20 protein-coding genes are annotated in these 24498 nt (G+C 72.8%); 8 read left to right on the top strand and 12 right to left on the bottom strand.

Going from position 1 to position 24498, the window contains the following annotated elements; translation table 11 throughout:
• Positions 1–105: 105 nt before the first annotated feature.
• The 6 genes from ABZ444_RS10580 to ABZ444_RS10555 form a co-directional block, all read right to left on the bottom strand.
• Positions 106–2280 (bottom strand): hypothetical protein, encoded by a 2175-nt coding sequence (locus ABZ444_RS10580; protein ID WP_357994727.1) that lies wholly within the window; start codon positions 2278–2280, stop codon positions 106–108.
• 192 nt (positions 2281–2472) lie between these two features.
• Positions 2473–3741: an acyl-CoA reductase gene (locus ABZ444_RS10575; protein WP_357994726.1), complete on the bottom strand. Its 1269-nt coding sequence runs from the start codon at positions 3739–3741 to the stop codon at positions 2473–2475.
• Positions 3741–4769 (bottom strand): acyl-protein synthetase, encoded by a 1029-nt coding sequence (locus ABZ444_RS10570; protein ID WP_357994725.1) that lies wholly within the window; start codon positions 4767–4769, stop codon positions 3741–3743. The genes ABZ444_RS10575 and ABZ444_RS10570 overlap by 1 nt, the downstream gene beginning before the upstream one ends.
• Complete coding sequence (locus tag ABZ444_RS10565) at positions 4766–6085, bottom strand: AMP-binding protein (protein WP_357994724.1); 1320 nt, start codon at positions 6083–6085, stop codon at positions 4766–4768. Before ABZ444_RS10565 ends, ABZ444_RS10570 begins: the two co-directional genes overlap by 4 nt.
• Positions 6085–6843 carry an SDR family oxidoreductase gene (locus tag ABZ444_RS10560; RefSeq protein WP_357982577.1) on the bottom strand — a complete coding sequence of 253 codons (759 nt, stop codon included), beginning with the start codon at positions 6841–6843 and terminating at the stop codon, positions 6085–6087. The genes ABZ444_RS10565 and ABZ444_RS10560 overlap by 1 nt, the downstream gene beginning before the upstream one ends.
• Entirely contained in the window at positions 6818–7066 is a 249-nt protein-coding gene (locus ABZ444_RS10555; RefSeq protein WP_357982574.1) for an acyl carrier protein, read from the bottom strand. The genes ABZ444_RS10560 and ABZ444_RS10555 overlap by 26 nt, the downstream gene beginning before the upstream one ends.
• A gap of 162 nt (positions 7067–7228) precedes the next feature.
• On the opposite strand from ABZ444_RS10555, the gene ABZ444_RS10550 reads away from it, so the two are divergent.
• From ABZ444_RS10550 to ABZ444_RS10540, 3 genes are read left to right on the top strand one after another with little or no spacing between them, the layout of a single operon-like run.
• The gene (locus tag ABZ444_RS10550; RefSeq protein ID WP_357994723.1) at positions 7229–8158 is read left to right on the top strand and encodes a hypothetical protein; all 930 of its coding nucleotides are present in this window, start codon (positions 7229–7231) and stop codon (positions 8156–8158) included.
• Positions 8155–9819: a hypothetical protein gene (locus tag ABZ444_RS10545; protein ID WP_357994722.1), complete on the top strand. Its 1665-nt coding sequence runs from the start codon at positions 8155–8157 to the stop codon at positions 9817–9819. Before ABZ444_RS10550 ends, ABZ444_RS10545 begins: the two co-directional genes overlap by 4 nt.
• A 29-nt stretch (positions 9820–9848) precedes the next feature.
• On the top strand, positions 9849–11729 hold the full coding sequence (locus ABZ444_RS10540; RefSeq protein ID WP_357994721.1) for a glycosyltransferase family 2 protein: 1881 nt from the start codon (positions 9849–9851) through the stop codon (positions 11727–11729).
• Between the two features lie 12 nt (positions 11730–11741).
• On the opposite strand, the gene ABZ444_RS10535 is transcribed toward ABZ444_RS10540, so the two are convergent.
• Positions 11742–12866 (bottom strand): aminotransferase class V-fold PLP-dependent enzyme, encoded by a 1125-nt coding sequence (locus ABZ444_RS10535; RefSeq protein WP_357994720.1) that lies wholly within the window; start codon positions 12864–12866, stop codon positions 11742–11744.
• On the bottom strand, positions 12866–13843 hold the full coding sequence (gene pseB / locus ABZ444_RS10530; protein WP_357994719.1) for a UDP-N-acetylglucosamine 4,6-dehydratase (inverting): 978 nt from the start codon (positions 13841–13843) through the stop codon (positions 12866–12868). The genes ABZ444_RS10535 and pseB overlap by 1 nt, the downstream gene beginning before the upstream one ends.
• 105 nt (positions 13844–13948) lie before the next feature.
• Here pseB and ABZ444_RS10525 point away from each other — a divergent pair, with 105 nt between their 5' ends.
• Entirely contained in the window at positions 13949–14677 is a 729-nt protein-coding gene (locus ABZ444_RS10525; protein WP_357994718.1) for a glycosyltransferase family protein, read from the top strand.
• Positions 14674–15648, top strand: a complete 975-nt coding sequence (locus tag ABZ444_RS10520) for a hypothetical protein (protein ID WP_357994717.1) — start codon at positions 14674–14676, stop codon at positions 15646–15648. The genes ABZ444_RS10525 and ABZ444_RS10520 overlap by 4 nt, the downstream gene beginning before the upstream one ends.
• Here ABZ444_RS10520 and pseI read toward each other — a convergent pair.
• Complete coding sequence (gene pseI / locus ABZ444_RS10515) at positions 15641–16684, bottom strand: pseudaminic acid synthase (protein WP_357994716.1); 1044 nt, start codon at positions 16682–16684, stop codon at positions 15641–15643. The two genes, ABZ444_RS10520 and pseI, sit on opposite strands and share 8 nt — an antisense overlap.
• Positions 16681–17190, bottom strand: coding sequence for a GNAT family N-acetyltransferase (locus ABZ444_RS10510; protein ID WP_357994715.1), 510 nt, complete (start codon positions 17188–17190; stop codon positions 16681–16683). Before ABZ444_RS10510 ends, pseI begins: the two co-directional genes overlap by 4 nt.
• A gap of 139 nt (positions 17191–17329) precedes the next feature.
• On the opposite strand from ABZ444_RS10510, the gene ABZ444_RS10505 reads away from it, so the two are divergent.
• The 3 genes from ABZ444_RS10505 to ABZ444_RS10495 are packed head-to-tail and all read left to right on the top strand — an operon-like array spanning position 17330 to position 20746.
• Positions 17330–18787 carry a glycosyltransferase gene (locus ABZ444_RS10505; RefSeq protein ID WP_357994714.1) on the top strand — a complete coding sequence of 486 codons (1458 nt, stop codon included), beginning with the start codon at positions 17330–17332 and terminating at the stop codon, positions 18785–18787.
• 48 nt (positions 18788–18835) lie between these two features.
• Positions 18836–19693, top strand: coding sequence for a CDP-alcohol phosphatidyltransferase family protein (locus ABZ444_RS10500; protein WP_357994713.1), 858 nt, complete (start codon positions 18836–18838; stop codon positions 19691–19693).
• Positions 19694–19714: 21 nt separating this feature from the next.
• Positions 19715–20746: a sulfotransferase gene (locus tag ABZ444_RS10495; protein ID WP_352362740.1), complete on the top strand. Its 1032-nt coding sequence runs from the start codon at positions 19715–19717 to the stop codon at positions 20744–20746.
• On the opposite strand, the gene ABZ444_RS10490 is transcribed toward ABZ444_RS10495, so the two are convergent.
• Both ABZ444_RS10490 and ABZ444_RS10485 read right to left on the bottom strand, forming a co-directional pair.
• Positions 20743–21804, bottom strand: coding sequence for a glycosyltransferase (locus ABZ444_RS10490; RefSeq protein ID WP_357994712.1), 1062 nt, complete (start codon positions 21802–21804; stop codon positions 20743–20745). The two genes, ABZ444_RS10495 and ABZ444_RS10490, sit on opposite strands and share 4 nt — an antisense overlap.
• A complete protein-coding gene (locus tag ABZ444_RS10485) occupies positions 21801–24434 on the bottom strand; it encodes a CDP-glycerol glycerophosphotransferase family protein (RefSeq protein ID WP_357994711.1) in 2634 nt (877 codons plus the stop codon). Before ABZ444_RS10485 ends, ABZ444_RS10490 begins: the two co-directional genes overlap by 4 nt.
• Positions 24435–24498: the final 64 nt, after the last annotated feature.

Below are 24498 nucleotides of genomic sequence, written 5' to 3'. Positions count from 1 at the left end.
AGAATTCCTGATCGCTTGCGGCGGTAGGTTCACGGAAATGGTGCTGGGGGCGTCCAGCGGGGCGCGTGCCGTTTCTCCTCACCATTCCATGAACGGGGACAAGCTTTACCTGGTCGTGAGCTCGTACACGGAGACGTCGGCGTTGCGGAAGCGCAGTTCGGCGTATGTCTCCAACGCCGGATCATTGCCGGTGAACAGCCATTTGACGCCGTATTTCCTCCGGAGCCTGCGGACGTTCGCGGCCGACGGCTCGCGGAAGGCCGCGTCGTTGTCCGCCAGCCTGGCCTGGTCGGCGAACGGCACCTGGAGGTAGGGGGTCACGAACATCTCGGCGCGCGACAGCGTGCTCTCGGCGTACGCCCAGCCCTCGACCAGCACCCGGCGCTCGGTGAACCCCGAGACCCAGAAGTGCCTGCTGTCGCACGTACGGCGGGGCGCCGGGTTGCGGCAGTGGAGGTCGGTGGCCACCACGTCGCCGGGCGCGGAATGGTCGCGCAGCCACCGTCCGGCCTCCAGCGCCCCGGCCGGGATCAGCCGCTCGCGCTCCCACGGCTCGGGCGCGATGTGCACGACCGCCTCCCGCAGCGAGGTCGGCACGGCGTACCCCGCCAGCAGCGCCACCACCGCCAGCGAGAACCCCCTCCGCCGCAACGCCAGCACCACCACCGCCACCCCCGCGAGCACCAGGTACGGGACCAGCACCCGCACCAGCGCCGCACCCGGCGGCACCAGCCGCGAGGCCACGACGGCCACCGCCGCCCCCGCCCCGGCCAGGCCCGCGACCACCGCCCACGGCACCCGCCGCCGCTCCACGGCCGCCACCACCCCGCACACCGCGGCCACCGACAGGTACGGCCGCACCCCCTCCAGGAAGTAGAGCTGCGCGTCGGAGGGATGGCCGAGCACCATGATCGCGCCGATGCCCGCCAGCCCGACGCCGACCGGCAGCAGCACCGCCGGGTCCAGCAGCCGGGCCTTGAGCGCCGCCACGCCGCCCCACACGCAGAACAGGCAGAACAGGTGCACACCGGCGAACACCAGCACCGGCCCCCACGGCTCGGCGGCCAGCGCGGGCGGCTGCACGTCCGCCACCACCCCCCACAACGTGCGCATCGTGGCGAACGGCGCCACCACCGTGCCCTGCGCCCCCCGCCCGAACACCACGAACTGCGCGATCAGCAGGCAGCCGAACGTGATCGCCGCCGGCACCACCCACTCCCACCGCAGCCGCCGGTCCACCGGCAACCGCACGACCAGCACGAACACCAGCCCGGCCAGCAGCAACGGCAGGAACGTCGCCTTCGCCCCCGTCAGCGCCAGCAGCAGCACGGCCACCGCCGCCCACCCCCTCGGCCGCATGGCGGTGAGCACCAGCACCACGGGCGCGAACAACAACGCGCCGAACGTCTGCGTCGGGCTGGCCCACGCGGTGAACATCGACCGCGAGGTGAACACCACGCCCTCCTGCAACACCGGGGCGAACAGGAAGTACGTGACGCCGACCGCCGCCACCCCCGCCCCCCACCGCCCGCCGAGCCGCCGCCCGAGCACCGCCACGAGCACGACCATCGCGAACGTCATCGGCAACGTGGCCAGCCGGTAGACCAGCGTCACCGGCTCGATCCCGGTGACCCAGCTCGTGGCCGCCATCTCGGCGTAGACGAACCAGTGGTAGGACAGCCGCTCGCCCAGCACCGACGGCACCGTGGGCGGCACGTGGTTCCTGACCTCGCCGAGCAGCGCCAGGTGGTAGGGCATGTCGACGTACGCTTCGGTGATCGGCACGCGGTAGAGCGACCGGGCGCAGAAGGCCAGCAGGTAGCCGGCGACCCCGGCCAGCGACCAGGCGCACCACCAGGGCATACGTTCGCGTTCGGCCCGGCCCCGCCAGTGACGCCGCAACCGCGGCACCGCGAGGAACGCCGCGACGGCGGTGACCGGCCAGCCCAGGACGAGCAGCGGCAGGCCGGCCGCGCGGGCGGGGATGTAGACCAGGACCTCGACCGCGTACCCGAGGGCCAGCCCGGCGGCCACGTCCTCGGCGAACGACCGGCCGCCGCCGGTGAGGGCCCGCCAGAGCAACGTCCCCGGCAGCGCCACCCCGAGCACGACGTACGCGGCGAAGGCCACCAGATCGCCTGCCGGAACCCCGCACCACGACAACACCCAGGCCGTCCCGGCCAGCACCACCCCGGCCGGCAGCCACCCCGCGAGCAGCCGCCGCGGCCACCCCGGTGCCCGCCGCTCCCTGACCGCGGCCTCCGCCACCACAGCCGTCATCCCACCGCCACCCCCTCCTGCCTCCGAGCCCCGCACCCGCCCCGGCGAGACACCTTCGAGGCAGCCCCGGACATCACGGGTGGTTCATCGTCCGACGGCACGATGGCCGTCGGCGGACCCTCGGCAGCCTGCGGAGGAACGGTCGTCATCGGTGCTCCGGCCCCGTGCGCGGCCGGTTCGTCCGATGGGGGCTCATCTGACCACGGTCACCAGTCGCGTGAACTCGCCCGGCAGGTCGACGCCGTCCCACACCCGGTGGAAGCTCAACGCGCTGCCCACCGGCACCATGCGATCGACCCCGCGCCCGGCCAGCCCCCGGGCCAGCTCCTCCAGCTCGCCCAGCGAGAAGCCGAAGTGGGTCAACGTCTGGTCCTTGCGCTCGACCATCGGGATCAGCTCCGCCAGGGTCCGCACCCGCGCGTGCGCGAACGTGCCCGCGCCCAGCCACCGCCGCGGCATGGCGGCCGCCGCCGCCAGCGTCACGTTGGCCAGCGCGTTGCCCCGGAACTCGATCAGGTCCACCAGCCCGTCGGCGGCCAGCCCGTAGACCGAGACCCGCTTCTCCACGGCCATCGCCGCGTCGACGTCCCACCCGCGCCCGGCCAGCACCCGCGACACCTGCTCGGTGAAGTCGCCCCGGGCCGCCTCGCAGTCGCCGTCGGCCCCCACCCAGAACACGGTGCGGGGCGAGGAGCAGGCGGCCTGGTCGAACCAGTAGCTGTCGTTGACGAACCCCTCGGCCGCCGCCACCCTGGCCGCGCGCGGCGCGCACAGCCAGGCCGCCGCGTTCACCACCGCGAACGACGAGCGGTCGGGGAAGGTCAGGTCGCGGGCGTGCGGCGCGAGCGGGTGGCGGCGCACCTCGCGTACGGTGTCGTCGCCGCCCCAGATCACCCGCAGGTCGCAGGACGCCGACAGGGCGGCGGTGACCGCCTCGGCACGCCGGTCGTAGGAGACGATGCGCTGCGTGGCCGTCACCACCGGATCGGCGTCGGCCAGCGCCTCCCTGAGCGTGTCGATGACGACCGCGGCGACCGCCCCCGCGCGCGGCGACAGGCGGACGACGTTGCGGTTGCCCATCAGGGCCGACAGGGCCCAGGAGTAGACGAAGACGGTGTCGACGTTGGCCGGAGGGAGATGGAAGACCAGGCCGCGCGGCACGCGTACGTGCGGGGTGCGCAGCTCTTCGAGGGTGCGGGCCAGCTCGCTGGGCCGCAGGAAGAACCCCAGCGAGCCCAGCTCGGGATGGCGGCGGGCCAGCGCGGGCCGCAGCAGCCGCTTGCCGAACGCCGCCAGGAACGCGCGCATCCGCTCGTCGCCCACCTCAAGGGGCGCACCCTGCCGCACCTGCGCGACCAGCTCCTCGACGGGGACGGGCGAGCCGCCGGGCGGAAAGCGCACCACGACCCCACCCGCGTCGCCCACCCGCGGGATCCGGGTGGTGATCGATCGATCGGTCATCAGCCGCCCTGCCCGAACGTGTCGCTGCAACCGCGCGCCTCGGCCCGCGGCAGCCTGCCCAGCACGGTGAACCGCTTGCCCGGCCAGTGGCCGTCGTCGACGCCGTGCACCATGCCGAGGTCTTCGGTCAGCAGCGCGTGGCCGGGATAGGAGGTGGGCAGGGTGCTGACCACCTCGATCAGCCCCGGCTCGCCGGGCGGGACCTCCCGCCAGGTGCCGGGATCGCGGATGACGACGTCGGCGAAGTCGGGGCAGTAGAGCCCGTCGCCGTCGGGGCCCTCCAGGAAGACCGTGCCGATCTGCTCGACCATGCCGTAGAAGTTGTGGACCTTGGTCAGCCCGCACTCGGACGCCAGCCGCCGGCGGAAGGCGTCGTTGTCGACCGCCTGCTCGGCCAGCCGCTTCCAGCCGCCCGAGTGGATCAACACCCCCTGGGACAGGTCGGCCCCCAGGCCGAGCAGGTAGAGCCAGACCATGAACGTGAACCCGAAGACCAGGAACGGCTCCCCGCCGTGGCGGGCCAGGAACGCCTCGACGGCCGCCGCGTCGACCTCGCCCTGCTCGTCGAGAACGAAGGTGTGGTCTCTGCCGAAGTTCATCATCCCGAGCACCCCGGCCCCCCGGGCGCTCAGGGCCGGGCCGCGGACGACCGAGCGGCCGTCGACGATCAGCATCGGCAGCCGCCGCTCGCCCAGCACCGCCCGCAGGGTCGCGGCCAGCATGCGCGGCTGCGCGGCGGCCGCCTCCCGGTCGAGGTAGACCCGGCTCGGCCGCTGCCCGGTGGTGCCGCTGGAGGTCAGGACCCGGAACACCGCCTCGGACGGGACGCTGCGCAGCTCGTGGGTCTTGAACAGCCGCACCGGCAACCACGGCAGGTCGGCCACCCGCTCGTAGGGCGGGTGGGCGCCGATCGCGTCGAGTATCCGCCGGTAGGGCGGGCACGCCCGCCGGTGCCGCTCGGTCAGCGCCGCCAGCTCCCCGGCCAGCACCTCCTCCCGCGCGGCCGCGTCGAGCGTGAACACGCTCACCGCCCGGCCTCCGCGGCCGACTCCAGCGCCCGGTAGTCGATCTTGCCGGTGGGCAGCAGTGGCAGCCGTTCGACGGCGCGCACGTCGAAGCCGCTCCAGTGGAGCCGCAGCTCGGCGCCCAGCCGGCGGGCCAGGTTGCGGCACCCGGCCGCGTCGAGCCCCTCGGCCCACACCGTGACCCGGTCGTCGCCGCTGGTCGCCGCGACCGGCACGGTGTCGCGCAGCAGGACCTCGACGTCGTCGAGGTTGACCCGTACGCCGAAGATCTTGGCGATGCGCCTGAGCCGCCCGGTGACGTAGAGGAACCCCTCGTCGTCGAGCCGGCCGAGGTCGCCGGTGCGCAGCACGCCGCCCAGGTCGTCGGGCCTGGCCAGGTCGGCGGCGGTCTCGGCGTAGCCCATCATCACGTTGGGCCCGTGGTAGACGACCTCGCCGCCGTCGATCGTCAGCCGCCCGCCGGGGACGGCCTGCCCGGCCGAGCCCGGCTTGTCGGCGAGCCGGTCGGGCGGCAGGACGGTGATGCGGGCCGTGGCCTCCGTCTGCCCGTACATGACGAAGAAGCGGTCGGCCTGGGCGGCGAACAGGGACACCAGCTCGGGGCTGAGCCGGCCGCCGGCCTGGGTGAGCGTGCGGATCGTGGGATGCTCGGCGCGGTCGAAGCGGAGCCTGCGCAGCATCTCGTACTGGTAGGGCACGGCCGCGAGCGAGGTGCACTTGTGCTCGTCGAGGTGGGTCCAGAAGGACCGTTCGAGCAGCCCGGCCTCGGTCAGCACGACCGTGGCCCCCGCGTGGAGGTGGCTGTTGAGCACCGACAGGCCGTAGCTGTAGTGCAGCGGCAGGCTCGTGGGCGCGATCTCGCCGGGCATGATCGACAGCGCCGAGGCGATGGCCGCGGCATTGGCCGAGACCGCCTCCCGGGACAGCCGCACCAGCTTGGGGTTGCCCGTCGAGCCCGAGGTGGCCAGGAGCACGGCCAGGTCGGGATGCGGGTCGGGGGCCTGGTCGCGGGCGCCCGGCGGCCCGTCGGGCGCGTGGGTGAACCCCACCAGCGCCGCCGGCCGGAACCGGCTCACCAGGTCGGCCAGGGCCGCGGCCGACAGGTCGGGGTCGAGCAGCGCGATCGGCCTGCCGGTCTGCCAGGCGGCGAGATAGCGCAGCACGGACGCCAGGTTGTTGCGCATGCCGCAGAACAGCGGCCCCGGCCGCAGCCGGGACAGGGCCTCGGCCACGCGGGCGACGCGCCGGGCCAGCTCGTCGCCGGCCAGCCCCTCCGAGTCGCCGGCGACGACGAGCCCGGCCTGCCGGGATGGGAACATCACGACACCAGCCCGCCGTCGACCCCGAGCACCTGGCCGGTGATGTACGACGCGCCGGGCGAGAGCAGGAACGCCACCGCCTGGGCGACGTCGTCGGGCCGGCCGAGCCGCCGCAGCGGGGTCGCCGAGATCGCCGTCTCGCGGTCGTCGGGCCGCAGCGTCTTCAGCATGTCGGTCTCGACGTAGCCGGGGGCCACGGCGTTGACCCTGATGCCCGCCGGGCCCATCTCCCTGGCGGCGGCCAGCGTGAGCCCGATGACGGACGCCTTGGTCGCGGAGTAGGCCGCCTGGTTGGCGCCGCCCGCGCGGCCCATGAGCGAGGAGACCAGCACGACGGCGGGGCCCTGCCCGCGCAGCAGCAGCCGGAACGCCAGTTGCAGCGTGTGGGCCGGGGCCAGGGCGTTGGTGCGGTAGAGCTCGTCGAGGGTTTCGGCGCGGGTCATGGCCAGCGGGCCGGAGGCGTAGACGCCGGCGTTGACCACCAGGGCGTCGAGCCGCCCGTGGCGCCGGGTGATCTCGCGCATGTGGCCGGCGACCGCGGCCCGGTCGGCCACGTCGCCGTGGACGGACCACGTCTGGCCGCCGGTCGCCGCGGCCACCTCGGAGGCGGCCTTCTCGGCCCGCTCGGCGTCGCGGCCGTGGAGGACGACGGTGTGGCCCGTGGCGGCCAGGGTGGTGGCGATGGCGCGGCCGATGCCCCTCGTCGACCCCGTGACCAGGGCGACGCGGGCCTCAGACCGCGGCTGCGCCGATTCCATGCTTCTCCAGCAGCTCGCCCGCCTTGGCGAACGAGCTCATGTCGATCATGTCGTCGGTGTCGATCATGATGGAGAACTCGTCCTCCATCGCCGCGATCAACGCCATGTGGGCCAGGGAGTCCCACTGGGGGATGCCGCGGTATTCGAGGCGGTCGACGTGTGCGTCGGCCGGCAGGTTGAGCGCCGTGCGGAAGACGGCCCGCAGGCGGTCGAGATGACTCATAATGTCTCACTCTCTGTCCTCAAGCCACGACGCAGTGTAGCGGGGATTGCGGTGGCAGGAGAAACCAAACCCCCGACGTGAGTAATGGAAGCGTATAACGGCGCGTGCCCCTCGTTCGGGGCTGGGAATGTCCCAAGGGGCGCGCCAACCGCTACAGGGGGAATGATGGACGAATCCAATCACTGGTACGGGCACTCGCGCATTCTGGGCAGGTACTGCGAGCTGCCGGACGAGACGCCGAAGCGAATCCAGGGCTTCCTCCAACACGGATGGAACTATCTCCACGGATTTCCCCCGAACGACCACTGGTGCAGTCCCGGATATCCCCGTTTCATCTGGTCTGACGTGCTTCGTCGTCGGGGCTGGTCCATGGGCAGACGCGGCCACTACCTCATCGGCGCGCCCTGGATCTACCTGCTTCACCTGGAGCCTGAGCTCGGCGTGGTCTCCGAACGGAAGGGTACGATCTGGTATCCCTTTCATGGCTGGGAAAAGTCCTCCGTGACGGGAGACCATGCCCTCCTTGCCGACGAAATCCGAAATGTCGAGACCGGACCGGTAACCGTCTGCCTTTACTGGCTGGAATATGCGAATCCGGACATTCGGCGGACGTACGAATCGAGGGGATTCAAGGTCATCTGTCACGGCGAGCGCGGCTCCCGGTGGGAGAGCAAGGGGCGCGACTTCCTGCGCCGGCAGCTGATCCAGTTGCGGCGCCACCGCAGGGTGGCCTCCAACCGGCTCGGCAGCGCGCTGTTCTACGGCGCCTCCGTCGGCTGCGAGGTCGCCGTGTACGGAGACCCGATGCAGTACGAGGACGAGCGCCCCGAGTACGGCGGCACGGCGCGCCGCATGCGGCTCTGGCCCGAGCTGCACGGCACGCACGTCGATCCCGAGCTGGCCGCCGAGGTGGCGCGGCAGGAGCTGGGATTCGAATATCAGGCGACACCGGAGGAGCTACGGCGAATGTTCGGATGGAAGCGGGTGCCCGGGGGAGCGCCGGCAGGAGGAGGCGCGGCGGCAGCCGGACGTCCCGGGCCCTGGGTGCAGGCGACCGCCTCCGGGCGGACGCTCCACGGGGTGATGTCATGAGCGAGCGCGTGAGCGAGGCGCCCGCGAACGTGCGCCTGATCGGCGGCGAGATGCTGCTGTGGTCGGACCTGTCCAACATGGCCGGCGTCACCGACTGGCGCGGCGCGGCCCTGGAGCTGGTCACCCGCGTGATCCCGGCGACCGGGCGGGTGCTGCTGGTCGGGCCGCACCCGCAGGTGCTGGTCGACGACGTGGTGGACCGGGCCGGCGAGACGGCCGTGCTGCTGCGGTCCTACCCCGACGCCTGCGCCCTCGGCGAACGGCACCCGCGGCTCGCCGTCCACTGCGGGCGGCTCGACCTGTTCGACGCGGACGAGCCGTACGAGCTGGTGCTGGCGCTCGACGGGCTGCTGCGCACGCACTCGGCCGAGGCGCCGGCGGCGGCGTGGATCGAGTCGCTGCACGCGCTGTCGGCCCTCGTCGCGCCCGGCGGGCGGCTGGTGCTGGGCGTGCGCAACGACCTGGGCGTCGACCGGTTCATCGAGGCCAGGCCCGCCGACCGGGAGGGCGGCGACGACAAGTGGGCCCCGCACGGGTTCGACCCGAGCCACCCGAGCGGGCCGGGCGCCCTCGACGGCGCTCTTGAGGGGGCGGGGCTGAGCGTCGAGCGCTGCTACGCGGCCTATCCGGGGCGGCAGGCCCCCCGGGCGTTGCTGGCTCGCGAGGCGCTCGCCTTCGACCTGCCGGAGGCGATCACGTTCCCGCTGAGCGCCAAGGGCGGCGACCGCATGCTGGTGGCCGACCCGCTGCGACTGACCCGGCTGGTGTTCCGTCACCGGCTGGGGGAGGAGCTGGCCCCGCTGTGGCTCGCCGTCGCCACCCGGCCGCCGTCCGCCCCGCACCTGCCAGGCACGGAAGGCACAGAAGGAACGGCTGGTGCGGAAGGGGCGGAGGGTGCGGTCGAGCTGCCGCTCGGCCTGATCGAGGAGGGGGCCGTCGTCCACGAGCTGACCAGGGGCGGCATGCGGCGGTTGCCCGACGGCGCCGAGCGTCCGGTCCCGGCCGGCCGGGTGGTCGAGGAGATCCTGGTCGAGGCGTGCGCCCGCGAGGACACCAAGGCCGTGCGCGAGCTGCTGTCGGCGCTGGCCGACTGGCTGGAGGCCGACGGCGGCCCGTGCGTGACCGCCGACGGCCTGGTCCACGACGGCGAGCGGTTCGCCGCCATCGTGCAGACCGCCGCGCCGGCCGTGCCGCCCGAGCCGCGCGTGGTGTTGTGCAGGGTCCTGTGGCGGTTCGCCGTACGGCTGCTCGCGGCGGGCCACCACCACCCGTGGCCGTGGCCGCTGGAGGCCGACCAGCTCACGCTGACCCTCTGCGGCATGGCCGGACGTCCCTGCGACCAGGGCGACCTCGACCTGGCCCGCAAGTTCGACGCCGAGCTGGGCCACCCGGCCGAGCACGCCGACCCGCCCACCTACCGTGACCTGCTCGGCGCCCGTGACCGCCTGGCCGACCAGCTCACCGCCGCCCTGGCCAGGGTCTCCCGGCTGGAGACCAAGCTCTCCTACCGCGAGCGCGAGCTGGTGAGGGCCAGGTCCAAGCTGAGAAGGACCCAGCGCAAGGCCGCCGCCCACCGGCGCACGCTCGGGTACCGCCTCTCCCGCCGTCTGGCCCGCCCGCGCAAGGTCGCCCGCCGGGTCTTCCGACTGCTGTCCGGCTGACGAGCCGACGACAACGCTGAGGAGTGCATGTGCCGGTTCTTTCGGTGATCGTCCCGTTCCACAACGTCGAGAAGTACATCGGTCCCTGCCTGGACTCCATCTCCGGTCAGACGATGTCCGACCTGGAGGTCATCTGCGTCGACGACGGCAGCCGCGACGACGGTTGCGCCGAGGTCGAGTCCAGGCAGGCGGCCGATCCCCGGATCCGTCTCATCAGGCAGCCCAACCAGGGCGTCGGACGGGCCCGCAACGTCGGCCTGACCCAGGCCACCGGCCGCTACCTGGCCTTCGTCGACGGCGACGACACCGTGCCGCGGGAGGCGTTCAAGCGGCTGGTGTCCTCGCTGGAGTCCACGGGCTCCGACCTGGCCTGCGGGAACGTCATGCGGCTCTACCGCAACCTGCTCATCCCCTCCTGGGCCCATCGGGAGGCGTTCGCGACGCCGATGAGGCGTACCCACATCACCCGCCACCCGCTGCTGATCCGCGACCGCATGTTGTGGAACAAGGTCTACCGCCGGTCCTTCTGGGACCGGCTGGGCCTGAGCTTCCCCGAGCGCATGTACGAGGACCAGCCCGTCGCCATGGCCGCCCACGTGGGCGCCCGGTCGGTGGACGTGCTGTCCAAGGTCGTCTACCACTGGCGGCAGCGCGACGAGCCCGGCTCCTCGATCACCCAGCGCCGCCTGGAGCCGGGCAACCTGCGCGACCGGCTGCTGTCGGTGCTCCAGACCGCCGACCTGCTGGCCCGCGACGCGCCGGGGCTCAAACCCGACTTCGACCGCGACACGCTCGACATCGACATGACGGTGGCGGTCGAGGCGGCCGCCACGACCGGGGTGCGGCCCGAGCTGCTCGACCTGATGGTCCGCTACCTCGACGGCGTGTCCCGCGAGTCCTGGCTGAGCCTCCCGTTCGAGCACCGGATCCAGGTGCACCTGCTGCACCGGCGGCGGCTGCAGGAGCTGGCCGGGGTGCACGAGCAGGCCCGCGAGGGCCGGCTGCAGCCCCGCGTCAGACCGGCGGGCCTGCTGCGCAGGCGCTGGTACGGCCGCCACCCGGCGATCCCGGCGCACCTGTCGGAGGTCTCCGAGGAGCTGACCCTGACCGCCCGCCTGGTGTCGCTGGAGTGGCGCGACGGCGTGCTGACCGGCGCGGGCCGGGCCGCGCTGGGCCGCTTCGACGCCGGCGCGCTGCGCCGGGTGCGCCTGCGCGCCTGGCTGGCCGAACGCGCGACCGGCGAGATCATCCGCCTGTCGGACGAGGTGAGCGCCCCCGTCTGGGAGACCGTCGAGCTGGCGGAGGGCGTCGCGGCGCCCGAGCACGCCTTCCCGTTCGCCTTCGCGGTCGATCCCGCGGTGTTCACGCCCGCCCAGCTCGCCCGGCGCGGCCACTGGGACCTGCGCGTGCAGCTCCGGGGCCACGGGCTGAGGCTCGACGCCAGGGTGGCCGGGCCGCGCTGGCTGCCGCCGCAGGTGCCCGCGCCGCGCCGCAGGTCAGGCGTGTGGCTGGTGCCGGCGCGCGGCTCCAAGGGCGGGTGGGGACTGCGGCTGCGCAACGCCCAGGCGCTCATCGGCGAGTGCCACGTGGACGACGGCGACCTGGTGTTCTCGGGCCGGATCAACGACCTCGGCGACGGGGAGCCGGTGGTGCGGCTGCGGCGCAAGAGCGACGGCGAGGAGATGTACTTCCCCGTCGCGCTGGCCGGCCAGGACTTCTCCGCACGCGTGCCGCTGGCCGGCATCGACGAGTGCGTCGGCCGCGAGTCGTGGTGGGAGGTGGTCATCGACCAGGGCCGGCCCATCCGCCCGCTCGTCCGGCGGGCCGAGCGCCAGGTCGCCACCGTGGACGACCGGCGCTTCCTCATCGACCGCAGCGAGGACGGCTGCCTGCTGCTGGCCGAGCGCTGAGGGCCGGGCTCCTCAGGCGAGGATCGCGGTGAGGGTCTCGACGACGAGGTCCTGCTCGCCGTCGGTCAGGTCGGCGAACAACGGCAGCGACAGCTCCTCGGCGTAGTACGCCTCCGCGCGCGGGCACAGCCCACGCCGGTAGCCGAGGTCCTCGAACACCGGGTGCCAGTACGCCGGGATGTAGTTGACCTGCACGCCGATGCCCGCGGCCCGCATGCGGTCGTAGACCTCCCGCCGGCGGCCGTCGCGCACCCGGACCGGGTACAGGTGCCAGCTCGGCGTGACGTAGGCCCGCCGGCCGGGCAGCGTGAGGCCGGGCACGTCGCGCAGCAGCGTGTCGTACCGGGCGACCAGCTCGGCGCGGCGGGCGCGGAACCGTTCGAGGCGGCGCAGCTGGCTGACGCCCAGCGCGCAGAGCACGTCGGGCAGCCGGTAGTTGAGGCCGAACTCGTGCACCTCCTGGTGCCAGCCGCCGTGGCCGGGGTCGCGCTGCCCGGCCGGGTCGCGGACCAGGCCGTGGTTGCGGAAGCGGGCGGCCCGCTCGAACCGGCCGGGGTCGGCCACCGCCACCGCGCCGCCCTCGGCGGTCGTCACGGTCTTGGTCGGGAAGAACGAGAACGTCGTCAGGTCGGCCACCGACCCCACCGGCCGGTCCTTGTACGACGCGCCGATCGAGTGGGCCGCGTCGGCCACCAGCACCGCGCCGGCCTGCTCGGCGAGCGTGCGCAGCTCGTCGTAGTCGGCGGGATGGCCCGCGTAGTCGACCCCGGTGACGACCTTCGTGCGGTGGGTGAGCAGCGCGGCGACCGAGTCGGGGTCGATGTTGCCGGTGTCGGCCTGGACGTCGGCGAAGGCCACCCGCGCGCCGCGCAGCACGGCCGTGGCCGCCGTGGCGACGAACGTGAGCGGCGAGGTGATCACCTCGTCACCCTGGCCGACGCCGGCCGCCACGTAGGCGACGTGCAGCGCGGCCGTGCCGGACGTGACCGACACGCAGGGCACGCCGCCGGTCCACCGGGCCAGCTCGTCCTCGAACAGCCTGACCGCGGGGCCCGTGGTCAGCCAGTCGCCGCGCAGCACCTCAGCCACCGCCTCGATGTCGGACTCGATGATGGACTGCCGTCCGTAGGGCAGCATCAGCCGGCCACCATGTCGCGCAGGTCGCGCACGGACAGCCACCGGTCGTTGGTGTCGGAACGGTAGGAGAAGCCCTCGGGCAGCAGCTCGCCGGTCTGCGGCGCCTGGTAGCCCCAGGTCGCGATCGTGGGCTGGACGACGTAGCGGTCGGCCAGGCGGAGGGTGCGGCGGCCGTCGTCGGGGCCGATCATCTCCTCGTGCAGCTTCTCGCCCGGCCTGATGCCGATCTCCTCGACCGGGCTGTCGGGGGCCAGCGCCTCGGCCAGGTCGGTGATGCGCATGCTGGGGATGCGCGGCACGTAGAGCTCGCCGCCCTGCATGAGGTCGAAGGAGTCGACCACGAACCGCACGGCCTGGTCGAGGGTGATCCAGAACCGGGTCATGCGCTTGTCGGTGATCGGCAGGCTGCCGCCCTGCTCGGCCAGGCGCAGGAAGAACGGCACCACCGAGCCCCTGCTGCCCACGACGTTGCCGTAGCGGACGACGGCGAAGCGGGTCTCGTGGGCGGCGGCGTAGTGGTTGGCCGAGACGAACAGCTTGTCGGCGACCAGCTTCGTGGCGCCGTAGAGGTTGATCGGGCTGGACGCCTTGTCGGTGGACAGGGCGACGACCTTGCGCACGCCGCAGTCGATGGCCGCCTCGACCACGTTCTGGGACCCGGCGACGTTGGTGCGGACGTACTCGAACGGGTTGTACTCGGCGGTGTCGACCTGTTTGAGCGCGGCGGCGTGGACGACGTGGTCGACGCCGTGCATGGCGCGGGTGAGGCGGTCGCGGTCGCGTACGTCGCCGATGAACCAGCGCAGGCGGTCGTCGTCGCGGAAGAGCTGCTTGAGCTCGTACTGCTTGAGCTCGTCGCGGGAGAAGACCACCAGGCGGCGCACCCCGAGCGAGTCGAGCGCGTGGCGGATGAACGCCTTCCCGAAGGACCCCGTGCCTCCGGTGATCAGAATGGACGATCCACTGAGAATGCTCACGCGGCCCCCTGAAAATCGCGCTGACGAACTGTGGTCGTTAGAGCTGGCCGGTAGCATAGCGCGACCGGTCAACCACGTATGGTCACACGGGGGAATGTGGTTTTGATGCGTATTGTCGGAATCATCCAGGCTCGGATGGGCTCCACTCGGCTGCCCGGGAAGGTGCTGCGCGACCTCGGGGGGCGTTCCGTCCTGGGCTGGGTCGTGCGCGCCGCGCGCGAGTCGCGGGCGCTCGACGACCTCGTGGTGGCCACGACGACGCAGGCCGCCGACGACGCGGTGGCGGCCGAGTGCGACCGGCTCGGCGTGGCCTGCCATCGCGGCCCCGTCGACGACGTGCTCACCCGGTTCATGGAGGTGCTGGCCGGGCGGGAGGCGGAGGCGGTGATGCGTTTCACCGCCGACTGCCCGCTGCTCGACCCCGTCGTGATCAGGGAGGCGGCGCTGGTCTTCCGCGCCGTCCCGGGCCTCGACTACCTCAGCACGAGCCTGGCCAGGACGCTGCCGCGCGGGCTCGACGTGGAGATCGTCGGCCGGGCGGCCCTGGAGCGCGCCGACGCCGAGGCCACCGGTTTCCACCGCACCCACGTGACCTCCTACGTCTACGCGCACCCGGGCGAGTCGCGGCTGCTCGGCCTCGCCCACCAGCCCGCGGCCGACGACCTGCGGGTCACCCTCGACACCGACGACGACTGGCGGCTCATCGCCCGCGTGGTCGAGGAGCTGGGCGACGCCTGCGTCCCGGTGCGCACGCTGGTGAGCTGGCTGCGGGCCCGGCCCGAGGTCTGCGAACTCAACGCCCACGTGCGCCAGAAGGAGCTGCAGGACGCATGAGCGGGCGGGTGGGCGTGCGCTGCGACGCCGCGGCGGGGAGCGGGGCCGGACATCTGGTGCGGTGCGTGGCGCTGGCCGAGGAGCTGCGCGCGCGGGGCGTCGAGGTGGTCTTCCTCGGCGCGGTCTCCGGTTCGGAATGGGCCATGGACCAGCTCAGGAGCCGCGGGCTGCCGCTGGTGGCCGCCCCCGAGCGGCCCGACCGGCTCGCCGCGCTGGCCTGTGAGCTGCGGCTCGAAGCCATGGTGCTGGACTCGTACGAGCTGCCCGAGGGCACCGGCGGGGCGCTGCGGGCGGTGGGCTTCCCCGTGCTGGCGATCGTCGACGGCGACCCGCTGGGCCAGGAGGCCGACCTCTACCTCGACCAGAACCTCGGCGCCGAGGACCGGCCCTTCCCGCTGCCGCGCGACTCCTGGCGGCTCGCGGGCACCCGGTACGCGCTGCTGCGCGACAGCGTCCGGGGGCGGCGCAGGGTGCGGGAGCCGGGGCCGGTGCCGCGGGTGCTCTGTTTCTTCGGCGGCACCGACAGCGCGGGCGTGGCGCCCGCCTGGGCGGAGGCGCTGGCCTGCACGGGCGTGCCGTTCCAGGCCACGCTGGTCAGCCCGGAGCCGTTCGAGGCGGGCGAGGGCATCACCGTCATCCCGCCTACCGACCGCCTGCCCGAGCTGATGGCCGCCGCCGACCTGGTGGTCACCGCCGCCGGGTCGGCCATCTGGGAGCTGCTGCACCTCGGCGTGCCCACGGCGCTCAGCTGGGTGGCCGACAACCAGCTCGTCGGCTACCGGGCGCTGGTGGGCCGGGGGGTGGCCGCCGGGCTGGGCCGGGTGGCCGACGCCGAGGCCGTCGGCGTGCTCGCCCGCCTGCTCGCCGACCCCGCGCTGCGGGAGGAGCACGGCAGGCGGGGCGGCGGGCTGGTCGACGGCAAGGGCAGGGAACGCGTCGCCGACGCCTTCCTCGACCTGTGGATCAGATGAGGTCCCAGGTCAGCGGCGTGCCGAGGGGCGCGTCGCGGGTGAAGCGGCGGCCGGTCACCTCGTCGATGGCATCGGGGCGCAGGCCGCCGGCGGGGCGGATCGACCGGACGTTCTCCCCGGTCACCGCCTCGCCCGCGCGTACGTCGCGCACCACGTAGAGCGAGCGGCGAAAGCGCAGGCCCTCACGCTCGGACGCGCGCGGCCCGAGCACCGGGCGGCCCAGCGACTGCCACGCGCGCTCGCTCTCCTCCACCAGCGCCGCCAGCTCGGGCGGCTCCAGCGAGAAGGCCGCGTCGACGCCGCCGTCGGCCCGCGACAGCGTCACGTGCTTCTCGATCAGGCACGCGCCCAGCGCGACCGCCGCCAGCGCGGCCCCGATGCCGGGGGTGTGGTCGGAGACGCCGACCTCGGCGCCGGTGAGCGCGGCCAGCAACGGCAGCGAGCGCAGGTTGCTCTCGGCGGGGGAGGCGGGGTAGGAGGCGGTGCAGGACAGCACGGCGAGCTGCGTGCAGCCCGCCTCGCGGGCCGCCGTCACCGCCGCCTCGATCTCACCGGCCGTGGCCATGCCGGTGGAGATGATCAGCGGCTTGCCGGTGGAGGCGGCCAGCCTGATCAGCGGCAGGTCGACGATCTCCGACGACGCGATCTTGTACGCCGGCGTGTCGAGCTTCTCCAGCAGCTCCACGGCCGTGGGGTCGAAGGGCGCGGAGAAGGCCAGGAGGCCGTGCTCGCGGGCCCGCTCGAAGATCGGCTCGTGCCACTCCCACGGCGTGTGGGCGCGTTCGAACAGCCGGTAGAGGTTCTCGCCGCCCCACAACTCGTGCCCGTCGCCCACGCGGAAGGCGGGGCCGTCGGCGTCGACGGTGATCGTGTCGGGCCGGTAGGTCTGCAGCTTCAGCGCGTGCGCCCCGCCGGCCGCCGCCGCGTCGACGATGGCGAGGGCCCGTTCCAGGCTGCCGTTGTGGTTGCCGGACATCTCGGCGATCACGAACGGCGGCCGGTCGGCCCCGATCGCCCGCCCTCCGATGGACATCATCCCTGTTCCTCCTTGGTCAGCTGGACGGCGACGACCTCGCGCGGCACCCCGTCGACCGGCATCCGGTAGGTCGCGACCTCGGCGAACCCGAAGCGCCTGTGCAGCCGCCGTACCGGCTCGTTGTCGGCCAGCACCTCGCCGCGCAGGGTCGTCAGCCCGAGCGGGCCGAACGCGTGGTCGATGGCGGCCCGCTCCAGGCCCACCCACGCCCTCAGCACCGCGCCGGACCGTTCGAGGCCGTCGAGGTCGAGGTAGAAGCCCCAGTAGGCGCTGTCGCCGCCGAGCTCCGAGTACGTCACCACCCCGGCGCGGGCCCCGGCGTGGTCGTAGATCAGCACCTGCCTGGTCGCGTCCGCGCGGACGGCGGACCACCAGCGGGCGTGCTCGTCCTCGGAGATCTCGTGGCCGGTGAAGCTGGCGGCGCGCACTTTCGGATGGTTGCGCCAGTGGCGCATAACGGGCAGATCATCGTCCCGGACGCGTCTCAGCACCGCTCCCCCTACCATTCGTGCTCGACTCATTGCACAACGTAGCGGATTCCGTCCCGGGTAAAGAGCTCATCAGGGACGGGCATCGAACGCGGAACAGGCGAGGCGGCCACGGCATGCTGCCCTCGACCGCCTTCCACGAAAGCCAAGGAGCGTCATGATCCCCCTGCTCAGTGTCGTCGTACCGGTCCACAACGTGGAGCCGTACCTGACGGAGTGCCTGAAATCGCTGGCCGCCCAGACCATGGAGGACTTCGAGGTCATCATGGTCGACGACGGCTCGATCGACGGCAGCCGGCGGCTGGCCGACGACTTCGTGGCCCGAGATCCCCGCTTCACGCTGGTCGAGCAGCAGAACATGGGGCCGGGGCCGGCCCGCAACGAGGGCGTCAGGCGGGCCAGGGGCACCTATCTGGCCTTCGCCGACAGCGACGACGTCGTGCCGCCGCACGCGTACGAGGTGCTGCTCGCCAAGCTCGGGGAGACCGGCTCCGACCTGGCGTGCGGCGCGGTCAGGCGCATGGTGGACGGCGTGCTGGAGGAGTCGATCCTGCACGAGCGCGTCTTTCGGAGGCCCGTGCTGTGCACCCACATCACCGACAAGAAGGTGCTGGTCAGGGACCGTACGGTGTGGAACAAGGTCTACCGGGCCGACTTCTGGCGGCGGCACGGGCTGCGCTTCCCCGTCGGCATCTACGAGGACGTGCCGGTCGCCATGCAGGCCCACGTCCTGGCCACCAGCGTCGACATGGTGGACGACGTCGTCTACCACTGGCGGCGGCGCGACGAGGGGGAGACCTCGATCACGCAACGCCGCTCGCAGCTGCCCAACCTGCACGAGCGCCTGGCCGCCATCCGCGCGGTGCGCGCGTTCCTGGACGACGGCGCGCCGGAGCTGCTGCCCGAGTTCGACGCCCTGGTGCTGGAGAAGGACATCGTCTTCCTGTTCCAGGCGCTGGAGTCGGCGCGGGAGGCGGGCGAGGACCTGCTGCCGCTGCTGGGGCTGGCCGACGCCTGGCTGGACGAGCTGAGCCCGCGCGCGCTGGCCGGCGCGCCCTCGCTGCGCCGCCTGGAGCTGCACCTGGTCAGGCGCGGCATGATCGACGAGCTGCGCGCGGTGCGCGACTTCCGCCGCAGCCGCGTGGACGGCACCCGGGTGCGCCCCCGCGGCTTCCGCACCGTCAACTGGTACGGCGACTACCCCTACTTCCGGCGGCGACGGCGGCTCGGCATCCCCGACGAGGTCTACGACGCCCGCGACGAGCTCAAGCTGATCGCCAGGGTGGACGACTGCTCCTGGACGGGCGCCGGGTTCCGCCTGCGCGGCGAGGTGGCCATCCACCGGGTCGAGCGCAAGGTGGGCAAGGTGAACGTGTGGCTGAGCGACGGCCGCCGCCGGGTGCCCCTGGAGGTCCGGCGCGCCGGCCGGTACGGCGTGGTGGCCGACATCGACCCCAGGGCGCTCGAAGGCGGCGGCCCGACCTGGCGGCTCCTGGTCAAGGCCGAGACCCGCGGGCTCGTGCTCAAGGGCTCGTTCAGGGACGGAGACGCGCACGGTGCGTGGCGGTTTTCCCTGCAGGGTTGGTCAAGAAGCGGCATGGACATGCCCCAGTAGTTCCAGACAGTAATCGTCAGACGGCGGTCCGTAGCCATGCTGGGATCCATGAGGACCTATTCGCTGGATGACGTCTACGAGACACGCAAGCGGAGAGACTCCTGGTGGACCGTGTATTTCGTGGATCCGGTCGCCTGCCGGGTCGCCCTTCCCGTCGCCAACCACACCCGGATCACGCCCAATGGGCTCACGGTGTTCTCGCTGGTCCTCGGCATGGTGTCAGCGGCCTGCTTCGCGCTGGACCAGCTCGTCGCCGGCGCCCTGATGTTCTACCTGAGCTTCACCATCGACTGCGTGGACGGCAAGATAGCCCGGCTCAAGGGCACGGGGACGCCCTTCGGCCTCTGGCTGGACTACGTGGGGGACCGGGTCAGGGTCGTCCTGTGTGCCGGAGGGCTGGCGTACGGGCAGTACGTCCTGACGGACGATGTCCGCTACGTGGTGCTCGGCGCGGCGGTGGCCGTGCTGGACCTGTTCAGGTACGTCAACGCTCCGCAGATGAAGCGGGTGCGCGAGGCGGTCAGGGAGGAGCGGGGCGAGCCGGAGCTGCCCGGCGAGGACACCGTCCCGCTGGAGTGTGCGCCCGCGGACCTCGACCTGCACCTGCTCGTGGAGCGCGATCCGCGCCCCGGTGGCCGCAGGCGGCGGCTGCCTTCCTTCTTCAGGCGCCTCAACAGGTTCCTGGCCAGGCACCGGGTGCGTTCGCACCTGATCAGCGGCATCGAGTTCCATGCCGCGGTCTTCGTGGTGGCGCCGCTCGCGGGGGCGTGGGCGCTGATGCCGCTCGCCATGGCCGCCGGCGTCCTGCTCCTCGCCAACGAGATCTTCCTTGTCTACCGGATGTGGCTCTTCACGCGCAGGCACAGCGTGCCCTCCCAGGAGAGCCGAGAGCACGTTCTCGTCTAAGTTTTCGGGGGTTAGTACGAAATGTCCGACCGGCCAGTCTTCGTCATTGGATGCCCGCGGTCCGGCACCACGATGCTCCAGCTCATGCTCCACTCGCACCCGCGCATGGCGGTGCCGCCGGAGACGCGCTTCCTCGTTCCCGCTTATTACCGGCGCCGCACATGGGGTGACCTGCGGGTCCCCCAGCGGCGCAAGGCACTGGCGCAGTGGATCGCGACCGACCGCAGCACGAAGTTCCGCGAGCTCAAGATCGACAAGGACGAGTTCATCCGGCAGGCCGTGGAGGGGCCGGGCTCGCTCGGCTCGGTCATCGGCACCGCCTTCCGCATGTACGCCGACCGCTTCGACAAGGCCCGCTGGGGCGACAAGAGGCCCAGCTACGTCAAGCAGACCGACCTGCTGCTGCGCCTCTTCCCCGACGCCCAGTTCATCCACCTGATCAGGGACGGCCGCGACTGCGTGGCCTCGCTGAAGGAGATGCCCTGGTACACGCTGGACTCCTTCCACGCGATCTCCACCTGGGCCGAGGCCATCGACGCCGGCGAGCGGCTGCGGCGCACGCTGCCCGACGACACCTACTACGAGCTGCGCTACGAAGACCTCACCGACGACCCGATGACCGAGATGAAGAAGCTCTGCCACTTCCTGGAGGAGGACTTCGCGCCGTCGATGATCTCCCCCCGTGAGGCCGCCGTCCAGGCCGTCCCGCAGCACAAGGTCTGGCACAGCAACACCCATCGCGAGGTCACCCGCAGCCGGGTCGGGAGCTGGGCCAACCGCCTGGACGACTGGGAGATCGCGCTCTGCGAGCACGTCCTCGGCGAGCGGCTCCAGGCCAACGGGTACGAGCTGACCGGCGCGCCCAGGCCGGCCAAGGAGCACGTGACGGCCTGCCAGAAGACCATGCAGAAGCGCAAGGCCAGCCGGTCGCGCAAGGCCATGCGCGACCGCTTCAACCGGCTGCGCGAGCCCAGCCCGGTCGGCGCGCTGCTCACCTCCACGCAGAAGTCGCTGGCCGGCATCCCGCAGCAGCGTCCCGAGGTGACCGTCTAGCGCTCGATGTGCGCGAACAGCCGCTCCCAGCGGTCCAGCACGTGGTCGAGGCGGAACGCCTCGGCCCGTGCCCGGGCGGCGGCCCCCAGCCGCCGCCGCTCCGGCGCCGACCCCATCAGCGCGGCCAGCTCGGCGGCGAACGCGTCCACGTCCCCCGGCGGCACCCGTACCGGGCCCGCCGAGCGCACGCCGCCCGACACGTCGAAGGCCACCGACGGCACCCCGTGGGCGCATGCCTCCAGCAGTACGACCGGCAGGCCCTCGTGCTCGCTGGTCAGCGCCACCAGCGAGGCGTTCAGGTACTCCTCGCGCATCCGATGGGCGGGCACCAGACCGCGGAGGACCACCCGGTCCGCGACGCCCTCCCGGGCCGCGTGCGCCCGCAGCCGCTCGCGTTCCGCGCCGTCGCCGATCAGGTGCAACTCCCAGGACGGCGGCGGCTCGGCGCGGGCGAAGGCGCTGATCAGCCGGTCGAACCGCTTGACGCCCTCCAGCCGCCCCACGCCCAGCACCCGCGGCACGTCCAGCGCCGACGTCTCCTGCGGCCAGGCGCCCAGCGGGTTGGGCAGCGTCCAGGCGTTGGGCAGCAGGGCGTGCTCGGAGAAGGCCCAGGCGTCGTCCTCGCTGAGGAAGAGCGCCTGGTCGAGGTCGGGGTAGTGCTTCTTGATCGAGGCCAGGTGCCAGCAGTCGCGGGCGTGGTCGTAGGAGCCGTGGTACTGCCCGATCGAGCGGAACCCGGCGGGCAGCAGCCCTGACAGCCTGGCCACCACCGACGGGGACGTCAGCACCGCGTACCCGGGGCGGACGCCGCGCAGCAGTTCCCTCACCCTGCGGTCGGCCAGGCGCCTGGCCAGCGGGCCCGCCGCGCCGAGCGGGCCGCCCACGACGTGCTGCCGGTAACGCGGCCGGTCCACGTAGCGGAAGGGCGCGGCGGCGCGGTGCAGGCCGACGACGTGCACCTCGTGGCCGCGTCCGGCCAGGCCCTGGGCCAGGGTGTGGGTGACCTGCTGGACGCCGCCGAGCGTGTCGGCGTCCAGGCAGGCGAAGACGACGGTCATCGCGTGCGCCCCTCGAAGAAGTCGTCCACGATGCGGGCGGAGGCGTCCCCGTGCTCGTCGGCGCACCACAGGGCGCGGAAGGCGGCGTACTTGGCGGCGAAGGCGGCGTGCACCTCGGGCAGGTTCCGCAGCACGTCCACCAGTTCCGCCGTGGTCGTCACGCACGGGCCAGGGGCGATGGCGGGCAGGTCGTGGTAGACGCCGCGCTCGGAGAGCCGGTAGTCGTCCCAGTCGTCGATGAGGAACACCATCGGCCGGCCGGTCAGGGCGTAGTCGCACATCACGGAGGAGTAGTCGGTCAGCAGCGCGTCGGAGGCCAGCATCAGGTCGTTGATCTCCGGATAGGACGCGGCCGGCCGCACGAAGTGCCTGAGCCGCTCGGGCGGGTCGTACTTCTCGACCGGATGCGTACGCAGCACCACCACCCACTCGCCGGCCAGCTCCTCGGCCATGAGGTCCAGGTCGGCGCGTACCGAGCGGCCGCTCATCCTGTCCCGGTCGCGGTAGGTGGGCGCGTAGAGCAGGACCTTGTGTCCCGGCGGGATCTCCAGCCGGGCCCGCACGTCGCCGGCCGCCTGCGCCCGCACCAGCGCGTCGCAGCGCGGCGTGCCGCACCGGTAGACCTTGCCGTCGTAGCCGTTGGAGGGCAGGAACACCCGCGAGAACTCCGCGCTCGGCGAGACCAGCGCGTCCCACCGGGCGACGGCGGCCCGCCACTGCTCGCGCGGCCGGTCGAAGTCGCCGCGCAGGTCGGGGGCGTCGAAGCCGATCGACTTGATGCCCTGCCCGTGCCAGGTCTGCAGGTAGCGGGTGCCGGGCGGCTTCGGATAGTCCAGCGGGAAGCCGTGGCTGTCCACCCAGATCCCGGCGCGGGCCATCGTCCACAGATAGCGCCAGCTTCCCCGGCGGACCAGCCGCACGTCGGCGGGGAAGTTCTTGCGGCCCTTGGCGACCGACCAGACCGCCTCGATCGGCAGGCCGCGCCGCCGCACCTCCTCGTAGATGGCGCGGGGGCTGCCGTTGTATCCCTTGCCGACGTCCGACTCGAACAGGGCGAGGTCGTCGCGTCGCGGCACCACCCTGATCAGCAGTTTGTACGCGCGCAGCTTGGCGCCCGGCGTGTTGAGCTTCCTGAGCAGCAGCCGCCGCGCCCGCCGCAGCGCCGAGCGGGTCCGCGAGTGCGTGCGCACGCACAGGTAGGCGGCGTAGCCCTCGGCCTTGACCGTGCAGCCGGGCAGCTCGATCGGCTCCAGGTTGGGGTCCACGATCAGCCGGTCGGTGGTGACGTGGCCGTCGGAGCGGCGTCGGAATCCGATGCGCGGGTCGCTCCTGCCGCAGGGTGCGAAGACGACCTCGCTGACGTAGCCGCCGTCGCCCGAGGGGACCGGCTGGATCGGCACCCGTTCCCGGCCCGCCTCCAGGAAGGCGTCCCACTCGGCCGGCAGCACGCCGAACGGGTCGTAGGTGCGCACGGTCATCCGCACCCGCTCGCCGTTCGTGGCCAGGCCGGTCACCTCGTGCCGCAGCCGGGAGTCGGTGTAGGGCAGCTCGGCCAGGCGCAGCGCGGTGATGTCCAGCCCCGGCGCGGCCGTCGTGCCCCAGTACGTACGCCCGTCCACCTGGACGGCCGCCCGCGGCGCGGCCCGGGGGCCGGTCAGCGAGCCGGCCGCCACGCGCAGGTCCTCGATCCGGTCGTCCAGGATGAGCCGGCAGCAGACCCGGTCCATCGGCTCGATCCGGTCGAACACCTCGCCGGGGATCTCCTCCAGGTACGGCCGCACGACCGAGGCGAACTCCTTGACCCACACCAGGTCGCGAGCGGGCAGCGGGTTGAGGTAGACCCGCAGGTCCTGGCGCAGGAACCGGTACTGCCGGTGCGGCACCAGGTCCTGCGCGCCGTAGCCGCGCAGGATGTCGTCGCTCAGCCGGGCCGCGACCACCCGCTGCCGCACGTTGTCCATCTCGTCGATGCTCAGGGAGATGGACTCGTTCGAGCTCGCCCGGTGCCAGTGGTAGACCACCCACGGCACGATCGCGAACCGGCGGGCCAGCGCGTACAGCTCGGTGGCGAAGACGTGGTCCTCGTAGTGGATGTCCTCGGGGAAGCGCAGCACGTTGTCGCGCAGCCAGGCGACGTTGTAGAGCTTGTTGGTGCTGAAGGAGTCGAGGAAGAGCTCGGGCTCCGCGCGGATGCCCTCGACCACCCGCCGCCGGGCGAACAACGACGGGTAGTACGGGCGCAGCCGTCCGTCCCGCTCGAACAGCCGGGAGATCTGCCCCGACACGAAGTCGGCGCCGGTGCGCTCGATCTCGGTGAGCAGGCTCTTGCACGCGTGCCTGGGCAGCTCGTCGTCGCTGTCGAGGAACATGGCGTACGGCGCCCTGGCCGCGTCGATGCCGTCGTTGCGCGGGGCGCCGCAGCCGCCGCTGTTGCTCTCCCTGCGCAGGTAGCGCACCCGCGGGTCCTCGGCCATGAGCCGCGCGGCCACCTCGGGCGTGCCGTCCGTGCTCGCGTCGTCGGAGATGATCACTTCCAGGTCGCGCAACGTCTGCCGCAGCACCGAACGCACGGCCCTGGGCAGGCGGGCCGCGTCGTTGTACGAGATCACGACGACGCTGCAGTCCGGCATGCCCATGTCCCCCCAGAAATGACCTGCGGGAATGGCACTTCCCCCTGGCGGCGGGAACTGACCG

The sequence above is a fragment of the Nonomuraea sp. NPDC005730 genome, assembly GCF_040630865.1.
Classification (GTDB): domain Bacteria; phylum Actinomycetota; class Actinomycetes; order Streptosporangiales; family Streptosporangiaceae; genus Nonomuraea.
The sequence above is the reverse complement of the archived record's forward strand: the minus strand, read 5'-3'. Positions and strand labels throughout refer to the sequence as shown.

Coding starts and splice junctions, on each gene's coding strand:
- ABZ444_RS10580 (WP_357994727.1), bottom strand. CDS start 2,280: ATGACGGCTGTGGTGGCGGAGGCCGCGGTCAGGGAGCGGCGGGCACCG.
- ABZ444_RS10575 (WP_357994726.1), bottom strand. CDS start 3,741: ATGACCGATCGATCGATCACCACCCGGATCCCGCGGGTGGGCGACGCG.
- ABZ444_RS10565 (WP_357994724.1), bottom strand. CDS start 6,085: ATGTTCCCATCCCGGCAGGCCGGGCTCGTCGTCGCCGGCGACTCGGAG.
- ABZ444_RS10560 (WP_357982577.1), bottom strand. CDS start 6,843: ATGGAATCGGCGCAGCCGCGGTCTGAGGCCCGCGTCGCCCTGGTCACG.
- ABZ444_RS10555 (WP_357982574.1), bottom strand. CDS start 7,066: ATGAGTCATCTCGACCGCCTGCGGGCCGTCTTCCGCACGGCGCTCAAC.
- ABZ444_RS10550 (WP_357994723.1), top strand. CDS start 7,229: ATGATGGACGAATCCAATCACTGGTACGGGCACTCGCGCATTCTGGGC.
- ABZ444_RS10545 (WP_357994722.1), top strand. CDS start 8,155: ATGAGCGAGCGCGTGAGCGAGGCGCCCGCGAACGTGCGCCTGATCGGC.
- ABZ444_RS10535 (WP_357994720.1), bottom strand. CDS start 12,866: ATGCTGCCCTACGGACGGCAGTCCATCATCGAGTCCGACATCGAGGCG.
- ABZ444_RS10525 (WP_357994718.1), top strand. CDS start 13,949: ATGCGTATTGTCGGAATCATCCAGGCTCGGATGGGCTCCACTCGGCTG.
- ABZ444_RS10520 (WP_357994717.1), top strand. CDS start 14,674: ATGAGCGGGCGGGTGGGCGTGCGCTGCGACGCCGCGGCGGGGAGCGGG.
- pseI (WP_357994716.1), bottom strand. CDS start 16,684: ATGATGTCCATCGGAGGGCGGGCGATCGGGGCCGACCGGCCGCCGTTC.
- ABZ444_RS10510 (WP_357994715.1), bottom strand. CDS start 17,190: ATGGTAGGGGGAGCGGTGCTGAGACGCGTCCGGGACGATGATCTGCCC.
- ABZ444_RS10505 (WP_357994714.1), top strand. CDS start 17,330: ATGATCCCCCTGCTCAGTGTCGTCGTACCGGTCCACAACGTGGAGCCG.
- ABZ444_RS10500 (WP_357994713.1), top strand. CDS start 18,836: ATGAGGACCTATTCGCTGGATGACGTCTACGAGACACGCAAGCGGAGA.
- ABZ444_RS10495 (WP_352362740.1), top strand. CDS start 19,715: ATGTCCGACCGGCCAGTCTTCGTCATTGGATGCCCGCGGTCCGGCACC.
- ABZ444_RS10490 (WP_357994712.1), bottom strand. CDS start 21,804: ATGACCGTCGTCTTCGCCTGCCTGGACGCCGACACGCTCGGCGGCGTC.
- ABZ444_RS10485 (WP_357994711.1), bottom strand. CDS start 24,434: ATGCCGGACTGCAGCGTCGTCGTGATCTCGTACAACGACGCGGCCCGC.